Source organism: Bordetella tumulicola (genome assembly GCF_965138755.1).
GTDB lineage: Bacteria > Pseudomonadota > Gammaproteobacteria > Burkholderiales > Burkholderiaceae_B > Bordetella_A > Bordetella_A tumulicola.
On record NZ_CBCSFP010000014.1, the window covers coordinates 91,652 to 109,552 of the forward strand.

Below are 17,901 nucleotides of genomic sequence, written 5' to 3' on the forward strand. Positions count from 1 at the left end.
NGCATCAAACCAGGACAACCCGACGCCGCGATAGGCCACCAGGCAAAGCACCGAGAGCCCAAAATACACCGCATACAAGGCCTTGGCCGTACTGGCAATGCGTGGCGTCAAGCGCTCGTCCTTCATGGGACCGGGCGTTTCGGCCCGCACCACCTGATGCCCCCCCACGCCAAGCAACGGCAAAATGGCTACGGCCAGCACCAGGATGCCCAATCCACCAATCCAGACCAGCGTGCTGCGCCACAAATTGATCGACGCGGGCAGATAATCCAGTCCGGTCAACACCGTGGCACCGGTGGTCGTCAACCCCGACATCGCCTCAAAATAGGCATCGGTAAATGACAACGGCACGCCGACACCATCAAAGTAGATCAGCAACGGAATTGCAGCCAACAGCGGCAGGCTGAGCCACACCACCGACACCAGCAAAAATCCATCGCGCGCATGCAATTCGCTGCGACCCCGTCGCGTGGCCAACCAGACGGCGCCCCCCCCTCCGAAGGCCAGCAGAAAGCCTTCCAGAAACGCTGTCAAACCCTCATCGTCACCCAGGTAAGCAACCAGCAACGGCAAGAGCATGGTCAGCGAAAACACGACCATGGTCAGGCCCGCAACATAGAACGTGGCGAGTAAACGTTTCATGCGGTGAAAGCGGTGCTAGCGTGAATGGCCGTAAGGCGCATGAATAGACCCGTATCAAAGCTCAGAAGAAAGACGCCGAAACCTGAAAGAGTTTTTCCACACGCGGCATCATCTGACGCGACGGCACAAACACAATGACATGATCGTCCGTCTCGATGACAGTCTCGTCATCCGGCATCAAGATCTCGTCGCCGCGCGCCAAGGCGCCAATACTGGCCCCCTTGGGTAAACGAATCGCGCCTACCGGGCGCCCGACGACTTTGGAGGTGCTGCGATCGCCATGCGCCACGGCCTCGATCGCCTCTGCTACGCCCTGGCGCAGCCGGTGCACCGCCGCAATATCGCCGCGGCGCACATGGCGTAATAACTCACTCATTGTGGCCTGTGCGGGCGACACCGCGATGTCGATGTGACTGCCCTGCATCAACTCGCCATAGGCCTGGCGGTTAATCAGCGCGATCACCTTGCGCGCCCCCAGTCGCTTGGCCAAGAGCGACGACATGATATTGTCCTCGTCGTCACTGGTCAGTGCCAGCCAGGTGTCCATATCCTCGATGTTTTCGCGTTCAAGGAGTTCTTCGTCCGTCCCGCTGCCGTGCAGCACTAAGACGTTACTAGGTAACTCGGCCACCAGATACTCACAGCGTTGTTCGTTGCGCTCGATGATGCGCACGCTGTAGTTCTCCTCAGCCAACTGTCGCGCCAAACGCAGACCGATATTGCCGCCACCGGCGATCATCACGCGACGCACAGATTTTTCCGCATCGCGCAGTTGTCGTATGGCACGGCGAGCATGACGGGTGTCCACCACCAGCACGACCTCATCGCCTGGCGCAATCACCGTGCCTCGATCGGCTTGCAATGGCCGGCCGTCGCGCACCACATCGACGACGCGGGCGGCCACATCGGGCCATACCTCGCGCAGTTGTGCCACCGGGTGATGCGCCATGGGGCTGCCATGCCCCACCCTCACCGTCACCACGCTGATACGGCCATCGGCAAACTCGACCACCTGAAGGGCCTCAGGAAACTCGATCAAACTATGCAAATAGGTGGCGACGCTGCGCTCGGGGCTGATCAAGGCATCGATGCAAAAGCCTTCTTCGCCCATCAACTCGGGATGCTCGGCAAAATCCGGCATGCGGATACGGGCAATGCGGCGTGGTACGTTGAACAACTGGCGCGTGATCTTGCAGCCGACCATATTGGCCGCGTCAGAGGCGGAACAGGCGATAAACAGGTCGGCGTCCGCGGCGCCTGCCCCCTCCAGTACCGACACCTGGGTGCCATCGCCGTGCACGACGCGCAGATCAAAACGGTCTTGCAGGTAGCGCAACTGCTCTGCATTGGTGTCCATCACCGTGATGTCGTTCTGCTCCGACACCAGGTTCTCGGCCACGCTGGTGCCCACGCGGCCCGCCCCCATAATGAGGATTTTCATGTGGCGCGTTTACGTGCGGACTCGATGCCCAATTGCTTGAGCTTGCGATACAGATGGGTGCGCTCCAGCCCGGTGCGCTCCGAGACACGCGTCATGCTGTTATTTTCTCGCGCCAGGTGGTATTCAAAGTAAATACGCTCGAACTCGTCCCGGGCCTCGCGCAAGGGCTGGTCCAGCGGGATGCTACCGAGCTTGCCGCTGGCAGCCGGCGTCGTCTCGACAGGCGCCGGCACACTGGCCACGGCGCCTTGTGCGGGAGGCGGATCGAGTTCGTCTTCGAGGCGCACCATCGGCGACGCCGCGGCCAAAGGCGTTACCGTCGACGCCGCATGCTGAGTACGACCCCGTGCCAACCCAGCCGCGATGGTCTTGAGCAAACGCTGCAACGTGATGGGTTTTTCGAGGAAATCCATCGCGCCAATACGCGTCGCCTCGACGGCTGTATCGACGGTGGCGTGGCCACTCATCATGATGACAGGCATGTCCAACAGCCCTTGGGATGCCCACTCTTTGAGCAGGCTCACCCCATCGGTGTCTGGCATCCAGATATCCAGCAGCACGAGATCCGGACGCATACGCAAGCGCGCCGCCCGCGCTTGCGCTGCATTTTCGGCTAATTCGACCGTGTGACCTTCGTCGTAAAGAATCTCGGACAAAAGTTCACGAATGCCAACTTCGTCGTCCACCACCAGAATTCTGGCCATAAACCATCCACCTATTGCGTAGCCGCATTATCCTGTTCTTGCGAGGCCGCGTCCATAGTCGCAGCCCTTGCCGCTACCCGGGTCAGCAATATTGAAACCCGAGCCCCCCCTTCCTTGCGGTTGCCAAGATCGATCTTCCCACCATGCTCCTGCACGATCTTGTGCACAATTGCCAATCCTAACCCAGTCCCGTGTGACTTAGTCGTGACATAAGGCTCAAAGGCCCGCTGCATTACTTTAGGCGAAAAACCCTGGCCTGTATCGGAGACCGTCAAACGAACTGCGGGTTGTGCCGCGCCGTCCGGGCCGCTCATTAACTGCGTCGTGACCCGGACACGCCCTTGCGCGCCTTGTTCTGCCACCGCGTCACGCGCATTTGACAGTAGATTATGAAGGACTTGCCGCAGTTGCGTCGGATCACCCTCGATAGGTGGCAAGCCCGCCTCAAGCTCGACGTCCAGGTTTAAAGCCTGCGTCGACATCAGCCCCGGCATGGCGTGCTTTTCGCCCGGCTCCCACCCGTACAACGCCAGCACATCGGCCACCAGCGCATTGAAATCGATGGTTTGCATCACGGCGGGTGGCGTGCGAGCATATTCGCGGAAATCATCCACCATCTGCTTGAGCGACCCCACCTGATTCACGATGGTATTGGTAGACCGCTCGAGCATCTGCCGATCGGCAGGCTCCAGGCGATCGGCGAGCTTCATGGCCAAGCGTTCGGCCGACAGCTGAATCGGCGTCAACGGGTTCTTGATTTCGTGCGCCAGACGACGCGCGACCTCGCCCCAGGCCACGGTACGGTTCGCTGAAATCACCTCGGAGATGTCATCGAACACCACCAAATAGCCATTGCCGCGCCCATCCACCCGCAAATGGGTGCCCCGCGCCAACAAGGTCAGGGTTTGCGACGACTCGACGGAATCCGCCACCGACGCCGGCGAAATCTCGAACTGTTGCTGCCAGTGCAGGCGCTCCGAGCCCACCGCGGCGTGCTGCGAAAAGGCCTGGCGCACGATCTGGATGAACGCCAGCATGCCATCGACGGTCTCCAGGGGCCGCCCGATCACTGAACGCAAATCCGCCTGCAAAATCGACTGCGCACCCTGGTTTACTGTCGTCACACGAAAGTTTTCGTCAAAGACCAGCACACCTGACGACAAATTGGACAGCACACTTTCCAGATAAACGTTGGAGCGCTCCAGTTGGCGACGATTGCTCTCCACCATACGGCGCGCCTCGTCCAACTGGCGCGTCATCGCATTGAAAGAGCGCGTCAACTGTCCCACCTCGTCGCGCTCGGGGGGTTCTGGCAACGGACGATAATCGCCTACCCCGACCGCCTGAGTACCGGCCGCCAGCCGCAACAGCGGCCGCACAAGACGTTTGGACAGCGACAAGGCCACGGCAATCGCGGCAAACACCGCCAGCAGCAACGCCAGCGTCAAGGTAATGCCGTAGAGCTTGCGCAGCCCCAATCGAGACAGGGCGAGCTCCTGGTAATCGCGGAACCCCTCCTGTACCCGATTCGCGTTATCCGCGATTTGCTCCGGTACGGGCTGCAACAGTTGTAGCCAACGGGGCTCCGAAGGCGGAGACATCAAGGAATCAAAGCGCTGCGGGGCCGCCAGCGGAATTACCACTCGCAAGACCAAACGGTCCTTGCCGGCCGCCACCCCGGTATCGTCGGCCTCGGCCGCGGAGTAACCGCGCCCCAGCCGCAACTGATTCAGTACCGAGACCGGCGGCATTTCCGGCAACAATTGGCCGTACTGCTCTGTCGAAAAAGCCACCAGACGGCCGCCACCCGTAAAGACCATCACATCCTTGACCCCGCTGGACTCGCGCAAGCGTGTCAATGCCAGCGGGATATCGCGGTCTTGCGTATTGTTGAGTTCGGACGCCATCGATCGCGCCTTGGCATCCAGATCCGTCAGTTGAGAATCCAGCGCGGCGCGGCCAAGATTCAGGCCCGACTCCAAGGCACTGTCGACCCGCACGTTGAACCACGATTCGATGGACCGCGACATGAACTGCACGGAGACGATATAGATCAATGCGCCCGGCACCACGCCAATCAACGCAAACGCCAGCGCGAACCGGGCCGTCAGCCGTGCGCCGAACTGACGCCGGCGAATCTGGCGCACCAGACGCGTGGTCAGCGCCACCACCCAGACAAACAGGGCCAACGCAAAAATGCCGTTGAGCAACAGCAACGTGTCGTAATAGCGGGCAAGCCGTGAAGCATTGCCCGTGGACCAGGCCAATAAACCCAGTAGCGCCAGTCCGCTGATAGCGCCGATGATCAACGCCACGCGCAACAGCATTCTCATGAAGGATCCTGCGGTTCAGCCACCGAGAACGAGAAGTCAGTCCAAGGTGTACCCAATGACCACGAACTGCTATTGAGCGCGTTGACCTGAAATGGTCTTGCCAACTGGGAGGTATCCAACCGCAAACGCAGTTGACCGCGGTACGGCACCTCTGCATCCAGCTCGGAAACGGCGATCAAGGGCCAATTCCGGATATGACGGACCATATCCATGGCCTCGTCCAGCGACGACACCGGCAGATTCAACGCATCTGTTCCGACCCGCCATTGACGCGTCAAAGCGTTATAGATCACACGCCAAGTGCGGCTGGTGTCGACCACCGTTTCGTCAAACCACCACCAGCGAGCACGACTGATCACCAGGTCAGCCGTGAAATACAGCGGCAATCCACGCTCGGCGGCATCACGCAACTGATCATTCAGCTGGACATCAATTTCCGCATCGATTTCGAGTTTCCCGTCGCGAATGACGGGATCAATACGCGTGACGTGGGGATCACCGGCGTATGCCTGCCCGATGCCCAGAGGCACCAACAGGAATAACAGCAAGAACGCACAAAATAAGCGAGAAATCATCGACATTCGTAACCTGATCGCATCCTTGACTATTCTTGGCGATTCAGAACCTCTTGGCAAACAACGCATAGAAAAAGCCGTCGTGCTGGGCCTGCAGTGTTGCATTGACCGCAACAGGCAGCATTTGACCCGGTGCCTCCAGGCGCTGGGCATCGGCGTGACGCTGGGCAAAAGACTGCGCCTGCTGCGCGCCCTCGGCAGGAAACACCGAACATGTAACGTACAGTAAGCGCCCGCCGGGTGCGACGGTACGCCACAGTGCATCGGCGATACGGGCCTGCAGCGCGGCCGTACGCGCCACGTCTGGCGCCCGACGCAGCCAGCGGATGTCCGGATGGCGGCGGACAATGCCCGAGGCCGTACACGGCACATCGGCCAACACCGCATCAAAGGGCCTGCCATCCCACCAGGCGTCGAGATCCGTCGCATCCGCTGCTTTGAGCGCCACGCGCGCCGAATTCAACCCCAAGCGATCCAGATTCTGGCCGACGCGCGCCAGGCGCTTGTTATCCGAGTCCAGTGCCAGCAACTCAACGTCTGCCATTTCCAGCAGATGCGCCGTTTTACCGCCCGGTGCCGCACACGCATCGAGCACCCGCTCACCGTCGCGCACCGCGAGCAGGGCCGCCGCTTGTTGCGCGGCGGCGTCTTGTACCGACCACCAACCCTCGGCAAACCCGGGTAACTGTGTGACAGGCCGGGCCTCTGCCAGGACCAGACCCACCTCACCGACCGGCTCGGCGGCGATGCCCACTGCTTGCAAAGCGTCGCGCACCTGATCCCGGCTCGCGCGCCGCGCATTCACGCGCAACGTCAGCGGCGCCGGAATATTCGCCGATCGCAAAATATCCTGCCAATCGTTCGGATACGCCTCGCGCAACTGACTCACCCACCAACGGGGGTGATTCCAGCGTGCCTCGGCCAAGTCGGCGACCGCGGCCTCGATCGCATCGCGTTCACGTAAAAAGCGACGCAAACACGCGTTCAACAGCCCCTTGTATGTCATCAAACTACGCTGGCCCGCCGCCGCCGTGACCGCCTGATTAACCACCGTATGCGGGGCATATACCGGCATGCCGGGCAACGCCACGGGCGCTGCCTCGGACGCGCTGTCCGGCAATGGCGCCTTCAGGAGCGACAGCGCCACGTTCAACAACGCATCGAATTCAGTGCCGGGCGACCGCTGTACCAGCCCGCTTCCTATTGCGCTGGCCCACCCCAACTGACGCATGGCGTGAAACGATACCGCCTGCGTGGCCGGCCGCAGCGCAGGGGGCACGGCGGCCAGGGCGTCAGTCAGCGAACGCCCCTCCATCACGGCGCGTACCGCGCCGGCGGCGGCCAACATCACGGCCGACAAAGCCGGCCGGGCTGGCTGCGACTCGGGACTATCTATAGGGGCAGGACGGGAAACCATGGAATCATCAACAACAATGCAATTGCGCTATGGTAGCCGCTGACGGGCCCCCCACGCCTTAATGTCTGACCTCAATCACGACCTTTTCTTTGCTCAGCCCATCCAGCACCCCATCAATCCGTGTCCGATTGTCCCGATCCAGGTTCGCGTCCCACTCATCCAGCAACAGATACCGAATATTCGTGCCTTGTTGCAGGATTTCGTCAATGATTGCACAAGCGCGCTGCCCCGTTGACACATTGCCCTGCCCGCTACGCCAACAAAGTTGAGGGTTGCCAGCCGGCAGTAGATGCGCCTGATCGGGAAAAGCCTGCTTGATCGACAACAAAAGCGTGGATTTGCCCGAGCCGTTCTCACCCCGTATCGTCATCCTGCCGGCACGGCGATGCTGCAGCACATCCTGCAACGCTTGATAGTCAGTGACCGGGTCTCCGTTGACGGTCACTTTGCCCGATGGTGTTTGCGGCAACGCGCCTGCCACCGCAGGCTTTACAAAGGCGGAAAGATACTGCAGCCGGGCAGAGGCCGAGGCCCATTCAACGAGCTCGTACACCAACGCACTCATCGAATTCAGAATATGAAATATCCGCGTCAGATTGACGATGATCGCCGCAATGATCGCGGCCTCGATCTGTGCCTGAACGAGCAGGCGATACACCAAATATGCCGTCGGAATCAGCGACGCCATGGCTATCGCAATGTTGCCAAACTGCTTGTATGCCGTCAGCCTCAGGGACGACGAATAATAGGCGCCCCCATTGCCACCGAACTCCTCCAGCCACAAACGATAGTTATAGGCGTTTCCGAGCACCGCATTGTCCCAGGCCTTTCCCAGGGTATTTCCGTAATGGGAATATTGTGTTTCCGTCTCGACAGACAGCTTTTTCACCGCTTTGGACAACGCCCACACCATTGCCGCGCTGAGCATCAGGCTGACCCCATAACCCCATACGATCTCGGTTGGCAAGATAAAGCCGATCACAACCAGACTCAGTACGCTATTGAGCGCCAGACTGACAAAGTCATGAGACAACATGACGTAAGACGCAATCACGTCGAATGAATTTCTTGAGATCGCGGACTCAAAGGCCGATTTGCGCTCTGCCGACCGGTATTCGTCGATATTGCCGTAAACCGTCGACGTCATGGCCAACGCGAACTTTCGATGCACGGCATTGATCCATTGGCGCGTCGTCACAAACGACAAACACCCCGGAATAAACGGGATCGTCATCGACAGAAAATACAAAACAAGATAGCCCGCGATCTCTCGTCCCGCCTGGTAGCTGCTGATCGTTTGTGTCAGAAAATACGCCGATGACGCGATGATGGATTGATGCACGATCACCAACGCCAACGTAACAACGGCCGCGGGACTCGCAAACACCCACGGTAAGAAACGAACGGATAGGCCTCTCATCGACAATCCTTTGGAGCGGCTCGATACTCGGCGAAGCTGTCTGACTCCACGACGTCACGAGCGCCGCGCAGCAACGCGTTCACTCGCGGCGAGATCGGGGTTTCACCGTTTCTCTCCAGCGCATCAATGACCTGGCTGGCAGCGGCGAGCGAGGCCGCAATCTGCGGCAGAATGCGCGATGTCGGAGGATGGACGAGGGGCGTCGCCGGATGCCCCAGGTACTTTTCACGAAACATCACGATCTCGACAGCGACGACGATGCTGTGAATCACTTTATCCAGGGGACGGGGCGCTCTCAAGAGAGCGGATTGGGCCCAAGTCTCGGGGCGCAATATGACGCTGTAGTCATAGTGACCGTGTCGGTGCTCATCAATGAACATCGCGTGATGCGTGAGCTCGTGCACCAGAAACTCCACCACATCCGGTATCCGATAGGTAAGCTTGGGATTCGCCCAGATCACACCAATGGCGCAGGACGTACTGCCACCACTGGCCTGCCTGGATGGCATCAGAAATATATCGGTGATCAGAAAATCGAAGAGGCTCTTGTGCTCTGGCGACAGAGCGCCCAAGCACGCCACCGCCGCTCTCAGGAGAGCGGCCTTCTGTTGCGCGAGAGGATCTTGTTCCCGACAGATGACATCGGCCTGACCTTTATCATCCAGTGACGTCAAGGCATCATCGGACAGCAGGCGACTGAACGCCATCGCATCGTCATGGCCAAACACCATGTTTGCCCTCTGAAACGCGCCTTTGCTTTTTCTGCCTTGTAATCCCTCTAATGCCTTGCGGTAGTAATTCGATAGCGCCTGAGCATTCTGTATTGCTCCTATCTCAAGGCCTGCCTTGTGAATCAAGGCCAGCACATTCTCTATCTGAATATCGAGCGGTGCCTGAGAAATCATTTCCGTAGTGCTCCCCGGCCAGACCGAAAAACAGCGCACCCAAGGATGCGCGCCGTGTAGGCCAGCCAGCAGTCAGTCGGCAGGCACCATGTCGTCGTAAGCGACCATGCGAAGTGGCCGGTTGCGATGACCGGGGCACCACGACCCATCGGGAAACCCGCGCCCTATGGAAGTACTGCCCGGAAACTGGATACCGTCGTTGCTGACTTGCCCCTTGATCTGGGAAACCTTCTCCATGACCAACTGACTCAAATTCATTCCTTGCATTTTGCCGCTCTCCTATCCATAAGAAATGCGCTGCACAGACTGACTCCTGCAGCACAAGCCGATTGAATGCTTGACGCAACGACAAACCCCCAATGATGACAACATTGAGATGTTTTTCGGACGAAAAGAAGAGGTGCTCCGCGGCAAATCCTTGCCTATACGGCCCCGCACGGCAACATAAGCAGCGCCCCGCTACGACGGCGTTACACCACCCGGCAGCGTTACAGGGCGCAAAAAACGGGCGACACGGTAAAATTAGCGATTGGCTTTACCCCTTTGGGCGCTCCCACCTCTTCCCCGGCCCGCGCCCCACACGGAATCCCGCATGAATACCCCTTTGAATTCACCCGACACTAAAGACCACGTCCCGCGTGTGGGTTTTGTCAGCCTGGGCTGTCCGAAAGCCCTGGTCGATTCGGAACGCATCCTGACTCAACTACGTACCGAGGGCTACCAAGTCACGCCCGAATACCAGGATGCAGATGTCGTCGTCGTCAACACCTGTGGGTTCATCGACAGTGCCAAGGCCGAGTCATTGGAGGCCATCGGCGAAGCCATCGCCGAAAACGGCAAAGTGATTGTCACGGGCTGTATGGGCGTCGAGGAATCCGTCATCCGTGACGTGCATCCCAGCGTCCTGGCCGTGACCGGCCCGCAGCAATACGAAGAGGTCGTGCGCGCCGTCCATCAGGCCGCGCCTCCCAACACCAACCACAACCCTTACCTCGATCTGGTCCCGCCCCAAGGGATCAAGCTCACGCCGCGCCACTACGCCTACCTCAAGATTTCCGAGGGCTGTAATCACCGCTGCAGCTTCTGCATCATCCCCTCTATGCGCGGCGATCTGGTCAGCCGCCCCGTGGGCGATGTGCTGAACGAGGCCGAGCGCCTGGTCAAAGCCGGCGTAAAAGAACTGCTGGTCATCTCTCAAGACACCAGTGCCTACGGCGTGGATATCAAATACCGCAGTGGATTCTGGAACGGCCGCCCCGTCAAAACCCGCATGACCGAGCTCTGTACGGCGTTGTCCGACCTGGGTATCTGGACGCGCTTGCACTATGTCTATCCTTATCCACACGTCGACGAAATCATCCCGCTCATGACGCAAGGCAAGGTTCTGCCGTACCTGGATATCCCGTTCCAGCACGCCAGTCCGCGTGTACTCAAGGCCATGAAGCGCCCTGCGTTCGAAGACAAGACGCTGGCTCGGATCAAGCGCTGGCGCGAGGAATGTCCCGACCTGACGCTGCGCTCCACGTTCATCGTGGGTTTCCCGGGCGAAACCGAAGAAGACTTCCAATATTTGCTCGACTGGATGAGCGAAGCCCAGCTCGATCGCGTCGGCTGTTTCCAATATTCCCCTGTTGACGGCGCGCCTGCCAACGCATTGCCCAATCCCGTTGCTGACGAGATAAAACAAGACCGCTGGGATCGCTTCATGGCACATCAGCAGGCCATCTCGGCCGCGCGACTGCAAACCCGTATCGGGCGCGAGATTGACGTGCTGATCGACGAACTCGCCGAGGACGGCGCGATTGGGCGATCCAGCGCCGATGCCCCCGAAATCGACGGCAACGTCTATGTCAGCGCCGACCGAAAAATCCGCGTCGGCGACATGGTGCGCGTGCGCGTGACGGATGCCGACGAATACGACTTGCACGGCGATCTTATCTAAGGTCCGACACCCACCGAGGGCCCGCCAAGCGTAAATCGCCAACTTGCGTAAACTATTCCCCTGATGCCCCTCATCAGGGGTGCCCGCTTTTTGGTGATTATGACTATCAAAAATCTTTGCGTTTACTGCGGCTCCAACACCGGCAACAGCCCCGATTACATTGAGGGGGCGCGCGAATTAGCGCGTGAGCTGGTCAACCGCGATATCGGGCTGGTCTACGGTGGCGCCAGCGTGGGCATCATGGGTGCCATCGCCGATGCCGTACTTTCGGCGGGCGGGCGCGTCGTCGGTATCATCCCCGAACACCTGATGCTCAAAGAAATCGGCCACCACGCATTGACCGAACTGCACGTGGTGTCATCCATGCACGAGCGCAAGACGCTCATGGCCGAACGTTCAGACGGCTTCATCGCCCTGCCAGGCGGTGCCGGCACCCTCGAAGAAATCTTCGAAACCTGGACGTGGGCGCAACTGGGCATGCATCAAAAGCCCTGCGGCTTGCTCAACATTGCCGGTTACTACGACCAACTGGCGGGTTTTCTAGACCACGCGACGCAAGCATCATTCATCCGCGCCGAACACCGCGCCATGCTCATCGTCGAAAACGAGCCGGCCGCTTTGCTGGATCGCTATGCTGCCTACACGCCGCCCACCGTGTCCAAATGGATAAGCCCGGGCGAGCATTGATATCGAACTCATCTGCTCACTGCGTACTCGCCATGCCGACCTCATCCGCTCATCCCGTCAGCACCGCATCCTTGATGCGAAACTACCTCCACGCCAAGGACGAGAACCGCCCCCTGTATATGGCACGGGCGTTCACCACCGACGCGACGCTGAAGATGACGCTGCGCACCCAGGCGATCGCGTTCCCACCCGAAGCGCATGGCGTAGAAGCGATTACCGAGGCCCTGGTGCGTACGTTTGGGCAGACTTACGAGAACGTATTTACGTTTTACCTGGCGCATCCTGGCGACGACGTCGCCCTGGATGAATACGCCTGCGATTGGTTTGTAGGCATGACGGAGAAAGCCACGGGACACGTGCGCGTGGGCTGCGGTCGGTACGATTGGGCGTTCCAGGCCGAGCCTCATTTGGCCAACCGCCTGACCATCACCATTGAAACCATGTTGACCCTGCCGGCCGATGCGGCCCCCTCAGTCTTTGCCTGGCTGACGGCACTGCCCTACCCCTGGACGGATCCGCAACATGTGGTTCAGGCTGCGCCCCCCATCGAGGCCCTGGCACCGGTGATCCACTGGATCCGCCGTGCCGATCCGGTGCATCCAACGGGTGGCACGGCTTGAAATACGATCTCCTGGCTTTTGATTTCGACGGTACCCTGGCCAATACCTATCCCTGGTTTGAATCCGTTCTGAACGAAGTCGCCGATAAGTACGGATTTCGTAAAACCAGTGCCGCCGAGCGGGCCGAACTGCGTTACCGCAACGCCCCCGAGATCCTGAAATTTCTGGGCGTACCTCTCTGGAAGCTTCCCGCCATCATGACACACGTGCGCCGGATGATGCACGACGGTGCCCCCAATGTGCAGCTATTCGACGGCATCGCCCGGGCCCTGACACAGTTGCGGGGCAAAAACCTGCGCATGACCGTCCTGAGCTCCAATTCGAAAGCCAACGTACAACGGGTGCTGGGACCGCAGGCCGAACAATGGTTTGATGATTTTGAATGCGGCACCGACATGTTTGGCAAATCCGCCAAGCTCAAGCGCCTGTTGGCACGACACTCGGTCGCGCCGCAGCGCTGTATATTGATCGGCGACGAAATGCGCGACATTGATGCGGCCCGCAAGGCCGGCGTACATGTCGCCACCGTCGCCTGGGGATATAACCATGCCGATGCCCTGCGCGAGCACAAACCCGACCATCTCATCCTGACCGTCGCTGACCTGCCCACCACACTGACTCAAGACTGACCATGGACCTTAACGACGCCTACCGCATTACCGATCCGGACGCTCTGCAGGCCTTGTATGGCCAACCCAGCGATGCGTCGATCATCAAAGAAGTGGATTACGTACATCCGCACTACCGCGCCTTTATCGAAGCGTCGTCCTTTGTCATCCTGGCCACCGTTGGCCCCGATGGACTGGATGCGTCACCGCGCGGTGATCCTGGCGGTTTTGTCACGGTGGCCGACGACAAAACCCTGCTGATCCCCGATCGACGAGGCAACAACCGCATCGACAGTCTGCGCAACATACTCGCCGACCCTCGCGTGGGCTTGTTGTTTCTGGTGCCGGGTGTGGGCGAGACCCTCAGGGTCAATGGCCGTGCCAGTCTCAGTACGGACCCGAACCTGTTGGCGCGTTTCCCGATGAACGACAAGCCCCCCCGGTCGGTGCTGGTCGTACACGTCGAGACCGTATTCTTTCAATGCTCTCGGGCCATTTTACGATCCGCGCTCTGGGATCCCGCCAGCCAGGTTGATCGCGCGGATCTGCCGACGGCGGGCCGCATCCTGGCCGATCTTAGTGCGGGGACCTTTGACGGGACGACTTATGATCGAGAGTTGCCGCAACGGATACACAAGACGCTGTATTGAACGGCAGTTCGCTCACGCCGCAGGCTGCCAGCCACGCACAAACACATCCACGGGCTGACGTTTGCCGCCGGCTTTTTGTAGCTCCAGCAAGCGCAGCACACCCGCACCGGTCGCGATATCGATCCCCTCGGCGGTGACACCCAAAAGCGTGCCTGGCGCCTGTTCTGTAGACATCTCCAACGCCTGCGCGCGCCACACTTTCACCGGCCCGTCCAACCCCGGCAAACGCAATGTCGCCCCCGGCACGGGATTAAATGCGCGCACGCGTCGGGCCAACAAGACGGCCGGCTGGGTGCAATCCAGGGCGGCCTCGGCCTTGTCCAGCTTGGCGGCGTATGTCACGCCCTCGGCGGGCTGCGGCTGCGCGGTCAGACCACCCGCCTGTAATGCTTGCAGCGACTGCACAATGGCCTCGCTGCCCGCAATGGCCAACGCATCATGCAACTGCGCGGCACTATCGGCATCGCCGATCGGCACACGGCGCTCAAGCAACATATCGCCCGTGTCCAATCCCTCATCCATCTGCATGATGGTGACACCCGTCTCCGTATCACCGGCCTCGATGGCCCGCTGAATCGGCGCCGCACCGCGCCAGCGCGGCAAAAGGCTGGCGTGGATATTCAGACACCCGCGCGTGGGCAACGCCAGCGTCCAAGCCGGCAAAATCAGGCCGTAGGCAGCGACCACCATGACCTCGGGAGCCGCCTGCTCCAGTTGCGCGCGCGCCTGCGCGGCCTCATCGGGATATCGACCATCCAGGCGCAGACTGCGCGGCTGGGCCACGGGAATGCCGGCGGACAGGGCCGCCTGTTTGACTGGGCTGGGCGTCAACTTCAACCCGCGGCCAGCCGGCCGGTCAGGTTGCGTCATCACCAACGGGATCTCGTGCCCGGCGGCCAACAAAGCGTCCAGTGCGACGCGAGCAAATTCCGGAGTACCAGCAAAAACCAGGCGCATAGGGTCAGTGAGGCACGCGAGCACGCACCAGGCAAGAATCAGAGAGGAAGATCAAGCACGCAGCGCTTCGCGCTCGGCTTTTTTCAGCTTGGTCTTGATACGAGTTTGCTTCAGATTGGACAAATATTCTACGAACACCTTGCCGTCCAAGTGATCCAGCTCGTGCTGCACGCACACCGCCAAGAGCCCTTCGGCTTCGGCCTCGTAGGAATTGCCGTCGATATCCAGCGCCCGATAGCGAATGCGCGCGGCACGCTCGACTTCGTCGTAAATGCCGGGCACCGACAAACAGCCTTCTTCGTAGGTCTGGCGCTCGTCGCTTTTCCAGGTAATTTCGGGGTTGATCAGCACGCGCAGCGCGTTGCCTTCCTCTGAGACGTCTATAACGACGACACGCTCGTGCACATCGACCTGCGTTGCCGCCAACCCGACGCCTGGCGCGTCATACATGGTATCGGCCATATCCCGCACTAACTTCCGGATGCGGTCGTCCACCACCGCAACCGGCTTGGCCTTTTTGTGCAAGCGCGGATCGGGGTAATGAAGAATAGGAAGTAAAGCCATGGCAAACAAGGATAATTGGGCTGATTAGTCAGCAACTCATTAATAATAATTCATTAGACATTTGATTTCTAATAGTTTTCGACTAATAGTGCTATAACGCGCCACAGCGGACATACACCGCATATTGAGGCAGCACGCTGAGTCTCGGCAAACTGGTTAAACCGGAGCCTCCTGGCTCGCTTTCCGGCTTTCGTGCTGTTTTCCCCATGCCGACATTGCCGTTACGGCATCGTTCAGGCTTAGCCCGAGGGGTGTGATCGAGTATTCGACCCGTGGGGGCACTTCGTCATAATCATGTCGATGGACCAAGCCGTCGGCCTCCATCTGCCGCAACTGCTGAGCGAGAACTTTCTCGCTGATGCCAGGCAACAAACGGCGTAATTCGGCAAAGCGATGCTCACGCAGATGCAGGGTCCACAGCAGCGATGTTTTCCATTTTCCGCCGATCGCCTGCAGTGCCGTAGCAAACCCGCAATCATCTGGCTCCTTGCTTCTCATATATCGGCCCCCTGACAGTTTTGGACGCTTACCCCGAGGTATGTACTTCCGTAACTCCGGGTGATCTTATATCTTCGTACCGCGCGCCCAAATAGAAAATTTCAAGCGGCTACCGGCCGTGGAGGGACTTAATGAAACAAAAAGTTTACGTCCTCGGCGCAGGACGCATCGTGGAGAAGACGAATGCATAGTTCAATACGCACGGCTACGTGCTCCTGCCGAAAAGTAAAACTCGTCTGTACCGGTGAGCCCCGGCGAGTCTATGCTTGCTCTTGCATCGAATGCCAGCGTTGCACCGGAACAGCTTTCTCGTACCGCGCGATTTACCCGCAGGCAGCGGTCTCCAGCCAAACGGGAGAGACGAAATCCTGGCGCAGAATCGGGCCATCCGGAGGATGGCTGGAACAGCATTTTTGCGCTGATTGCGGGTCAGTCGTCTTCATGACTGCCGAGGCGCTCAAGGATGCGATTTCCCTGTCCGTAGGCTGCCTTGAAGACCCGGGCTTCCCGCCACCGCAGATGCTTCACTGGCCTGAGCGCCGGCCTCAATGGCTTTGCCTGGACGGCATACCTGAAGCAGGTCGCCCGTCTTGCTGATCCCCACGCTGTGCCGTAACGGATGCGTAACGCGTAACGGGGGACGAAATGGGTATAGCGAGCCATTTTCGTCTCTCCGTGCAGCAATGTCCGGTCTGGGCCATGCGACACTAACGCACTACCGCCCGTTGGCGGCCTTATTTACTAGCCATGCCGCTCACCCATTCCGCCGCTGAACTCTCCGCCTGGCTGCGCTTGTCGCTAGAGCCCGGCCTCACTCCCTCTACACACTACCCGCTGCTGTCGGCGGTTGGGCTACCCGAACAAATCTATGCCTTGAGCGCTGCGGCCCTGGCACGCTATGTACCGCAACAGTTGGCTATCCAGCTGGCAACCGGCGCCTCTGCAGAGATTCAGACCCAAATCGACCGCACCCTGGAATGGGTCTCAGAACCGGGCAGGCACATCGTGACTCTGGCCGACGCTGACTATCCTCAAAGCTTGCTTACTATCGCCGATCCGCCTTTGCTGCTCTATATCAACGGTGACGCTGCGCGGTTAGGACATCCCGCACTGGCTATGGTCGGCTCACGGAGCGCCACGCCCGGCGGGTGTGAAAACGCCAAGGCCTTTTCTCAATATCTGGCCAGCCACGGCTGGTGCGTCATCAGCGGCCTCGCCCATGGCATCGACGCCGCAGCCCACGAAGGCGCCCTGCTCGCCGGTCCCGACGGCGCCGGCACCGTCGCCATCATGGGCACGGGCATCGACCGCGTCTACCCCGCCAGCCATCGTGAGCTGGCTCACCGCATCGCCGAACACGGCGCCCTTGTCTCCGAACTGCCGCTGGGCACAGGTGCCAAGCCCTTTCATTTCCCCCGCCGCAACCGCCTCGTTGCCGGTTTAGCGCGTGGCGTACTCGTCGTCGAAGCCGCCCGCCAAAGCGGCTCACTCATCACCGCCCGGCTCGCCGGCGAAAACGGCCGCGAAGTCTTCGCCATCCCGGGCTCCATTCACTCCCCCCTCTCGCGCGGTTGCCACGCCCTCATCCGCCAGGGCGCCAAGCTCGTCGAAACCGCCCAGGACATCACCGACGAACTCGGCGAAATACACCCAGTCACCTCGCGGGCGGCGTCCAAGCCAGCCACCGCAAACGCCGCAAAATCCAGCACCGCGCCAGGCGAAACGCGCCTGAGCCCGCCCGATACCCCGCTATTGCAAGCTCTCGGCTACGACCCCGTGCACCCGGACCTCCTCCAGGCACGCACCGGGCTGGACATCCCCACCTTGACCGCCCAACTGCTTGATCTCGAACTGGCCGGCCACATCACCCGACTCGATGGCGGACGTTTTCAGCGCCTGAAATCCTGACGGGCCACGACTCGTATCCCTCAGGAATCA

At 60.0% G+C, this 17,901-nt stretch carries 18 protein-coding genes and 1 pseudogene; 7 read left to right on the forward strand and 12 right to left on the reverse strand.

Translation table 11 applies throughout. From position 1 onward, the window contains the following. Window position 1 precedes the first annotated feature (1 nt). The 9 genes and pseudogenes from ACNAZS_RS24135 to ACNAZS_RS24175 all read right to left on the reverse strand — a co-directional run. Window positions 2-642 (reverse strand): annotated as a pseudogene (locus ACNAZS_RS24135) (potassium transporter TrkG); the annotation flags it as partial. 61 nt (window positions 643-703) lie between these two features. Beyond that, entirely contained in the window at window positions 704-2,083 is a 1,380-nt protein-coding gene (trkA, locus tag ACNAZS_RS24140; protein ID WP_415793084.1) for a Trk system potassium transporter TrkA, read from the reverse strand. Next, window positions 2,080-2,787 carry a response regulator gene (locus ACNAZS_RS24145; protein WP_415793086.1) on the reverse strand — a complete coding sequence of 236 codons (708 nt, stop codon included), beginning with the start codon at window positions 2,785-2,787 and terminating at the stop codon, window positions 2,080-2,082. Before ACNAZS_RS24145 ends, trkA begins: the two co-directional genes overlap by 4 nt. An 11-nt stretch (window positions 2,788-2,798) precedes the next feature. Then, window positions 2,799-5,120 (reverse strand): sensor histidine kinase, encoded by a 2,322-nt coding sequence (locus tag ACNAZS_RS24150; RefSeq protein ID WP_415793088.1) that lies wholly within the window; start codon window positions 5,118-5,120, stop codon window positions 2,799-2,801. Then, window positions 5,117-5,695 carry a DUF4390 domain-containing protein gene (locus ACNAZS_RS24155; RefSeq protein WP_415793089.1) on the reverse strand — a complete coding sequence of 193 codons (579 nt, stop codon included), beginning with the start codon at window positions 5,693-5,695 and terminating at the stop codon, window positions 5,117-5,119. The genes ACNAZS_RS24150 and ACNAZS_RS24155 overlap by 4 nt, the downstream gene beginning before the upstream one ends. 43 nt (window positions 5,696-5,738) lie before the next feature. Further along, window positions 5,739-7,112 (reverse strand): 16S rRNA (cytosine(967)-C(5))-methyltransferase RsmB, encoded by a 1,374-nt coding sequence (rsmB, locus tag ACNAZS_RS24160; protein WP_415793090.1) that lies wholly within the window; start codon window positions 7,110-7,112, stop codon window positions 5,739-5,741. A gap of 58 nt (window positions 7,113-7,170) precedes the next feature. Then, the gene (locus ACNAZS_RS24165; RefSeq protein WP_415793091.1) at window positions 7,171-8,532 is read right to left on the reverse strand and encodes an ATP-binding cassette domain-containing protein; all 1,362 of its coding nucleotides are present in this window, start codon (window positions 8,530-8,532) and stop codon (window positions 7,171-7,173) included. Further along, entirely contained in the window at window positions 8,529-9,437 is a 909-nt protein-coding gene (locus tag ACNAZS_RS24170) for an aKG-HExxH-type peptide beta-hydroxylase (RefSeq protein ID WP_415793092.1), read from the reverse strand. The genes ACNAZS_RS24165 and ACNAZS_RS24170 overlap by 4 nt, the downstream gene beginning before the upstream one ends. 72 nt (window positions 9,438-9,509) lie before the next feature. Next, entirely contained in the window at window positions 9,510-9,704 is a 195-nt protein-coding gene (locus ACNAZS_RS24175) for a hypothetical protein (protein WP_415793093.1), read from the reverse strand. 325 nt (window positions 9,705-10,029) lie between these two features. Here ACNAZS_RS24175 and rimO point away from each other — a divergent pair, with 325 nt between their 5' ends. The 5 genes from rimO to ACNAZS_RS24200 all read left to right on the forward strand — a co-directional run bounded on the left by rimO (window position 10,030) and on the right by ACNAZS_RS24200 (window position 13,944). Then, on the forward strand, window positions 10,030-11,379 hold the full coding sequence (gene rimO, locus ACNAZS_RS24180; protein WP_415793094.1) for a 30S ribosomal protein S12 methylthiotransferase RimO: 1,350 nt from the start codon (window positions 10,030-10,032) through the stop codon (window positions 11,377-11,379). 99 nt (window positions 11,380-11,478) lie between these two features. After that, entirely contained in the window at window positions 11,479-12,066 is a 588-nt protein-coding gene (locus ACNAZS_RS24185; RefSeq protein ID WP_415793095.1) for an LOG family protein, read from the forward strand. A gap of 32 nt (window positions 12,067-12,098) precedes the next feature. Further along, the gene (locus ACNAZS_RS24190) at window positions 12,099-12,686 is read left to right on the forward strand and encodes a hypothetical protein (protein ID WP_415793096.1); all 588 of its coding nucleotides are present in this window, start codon (window positions 12,099-12,101) and stop codon (window positions 12,684-12,686) included. Further along, window positions 12,683-13,315, forward strand: a complete 633-nt coding sequence (locus ACNAZS_RS24195) for an HAD-IA family hydrolase (RefSeq protein WP_415793097.1) — start codon at window positions 12,683-12,685, stop codon at window positions 13,313-13,315. The genes ACNAZS_RS24190 and ACNAZS_RS24195 overlap by 4 nt, the downstream gene beginning before the upstream one ends. Before the next feature lie 2 nt (window positions 13,316-13,317). Beyond that, complete coding sequence (locus tag ACNAZS_RS24200; protein ID WP_415793098.1) at window positions 13,318-13,944, forward strand: pyridoxamine 5'-phosphate oxidase family protein; 627 nt, start codon at window positions 13,318-13,320, stop codon at window positions 13,942-13,944. A 12-nt stretch (window positions 13,945-13,956) separates the two neighbouring features. Here the strand turns inward: ACNAZS_RS24200 and fmt are convergent, their stop codons facing one another. The 3 genes from fmt to ACNAZS_RS24215 all read right to left on the reverse strand — a co-directional run bounded on the left by fmt (window position 13,957) and on the right by ACNAZS_RS24215 (window position 15,963). Beyond that, window positions 13,957-14,901, reverse strand: a complete 945-nt coding sequence (gene fmt, locus ACNAZS_RS24205) for a methionyl-tRNA formyltransferase (protein ID WP_415793099.1) — start codon at window positions 14,899-14,901, stop codon at window positions 13,957-13,959. Window positions 14,902-14,952: 51 nt separating this feature from the next. After that, window positions 14,953-15,465, reverse strand: a complete 513-nt coding sequence (def, locus tag ACNAZS_RS24210; protein WP_415793100.1) for a peptide deformylase — start codon at window positions 15,463-15,465, stop codon at window positions 14,953-14,955. Window positions 15,466-15,621: 156 nt separating this feature from the next. Then, complete coding sequence (locus ACNAZS_RS24215) at window positions 15,622-15,963, reverse strand: winged helix-turn-helix transcriptional regulator (RefSeq protein WP_415793101.1); 342 nt, start codon at window positions 15,961-15,963, stop codon at window positions 15,622-15,624. Between the two features lie 183 nt (window positions 15,964-16,146). Between ACNAZS_RS24215 and ACNAZS_RS24220 the strand changes: the two genes are divergently transcribed. Together ACNAZS_RS24220 and dprA are read left to right on the forward strand one after the other, a co-directional pair. Then, window positions 16,147-16,560: a GFA family protein gene (locus tag ACNAZS_RS24220; RefSeq protein WP_415793102.1), complete on the forward strand. Its 414-nt coding sequence runs from the start codon at window positions 16,147-16,149 to the stop codon at window positions 16,558-16,560. A 150-nt stretch (window positions 16,561-16,710) separates the two neighbouring features. Beyond that, window positions 16,711-17,871, forward strand: coding sequence for a DNA-processing protein DprA (gene dprA, locus ACNAZS_RS24225; protein ID WP_415793103.1), 1,161 nt, complete (start codon window positions 16,711-16,713; stop codon window positions 17,869-17,871). The last annotated feature ends 30 nt before the right edge of the window (window positions 17,872-17,901 follow it).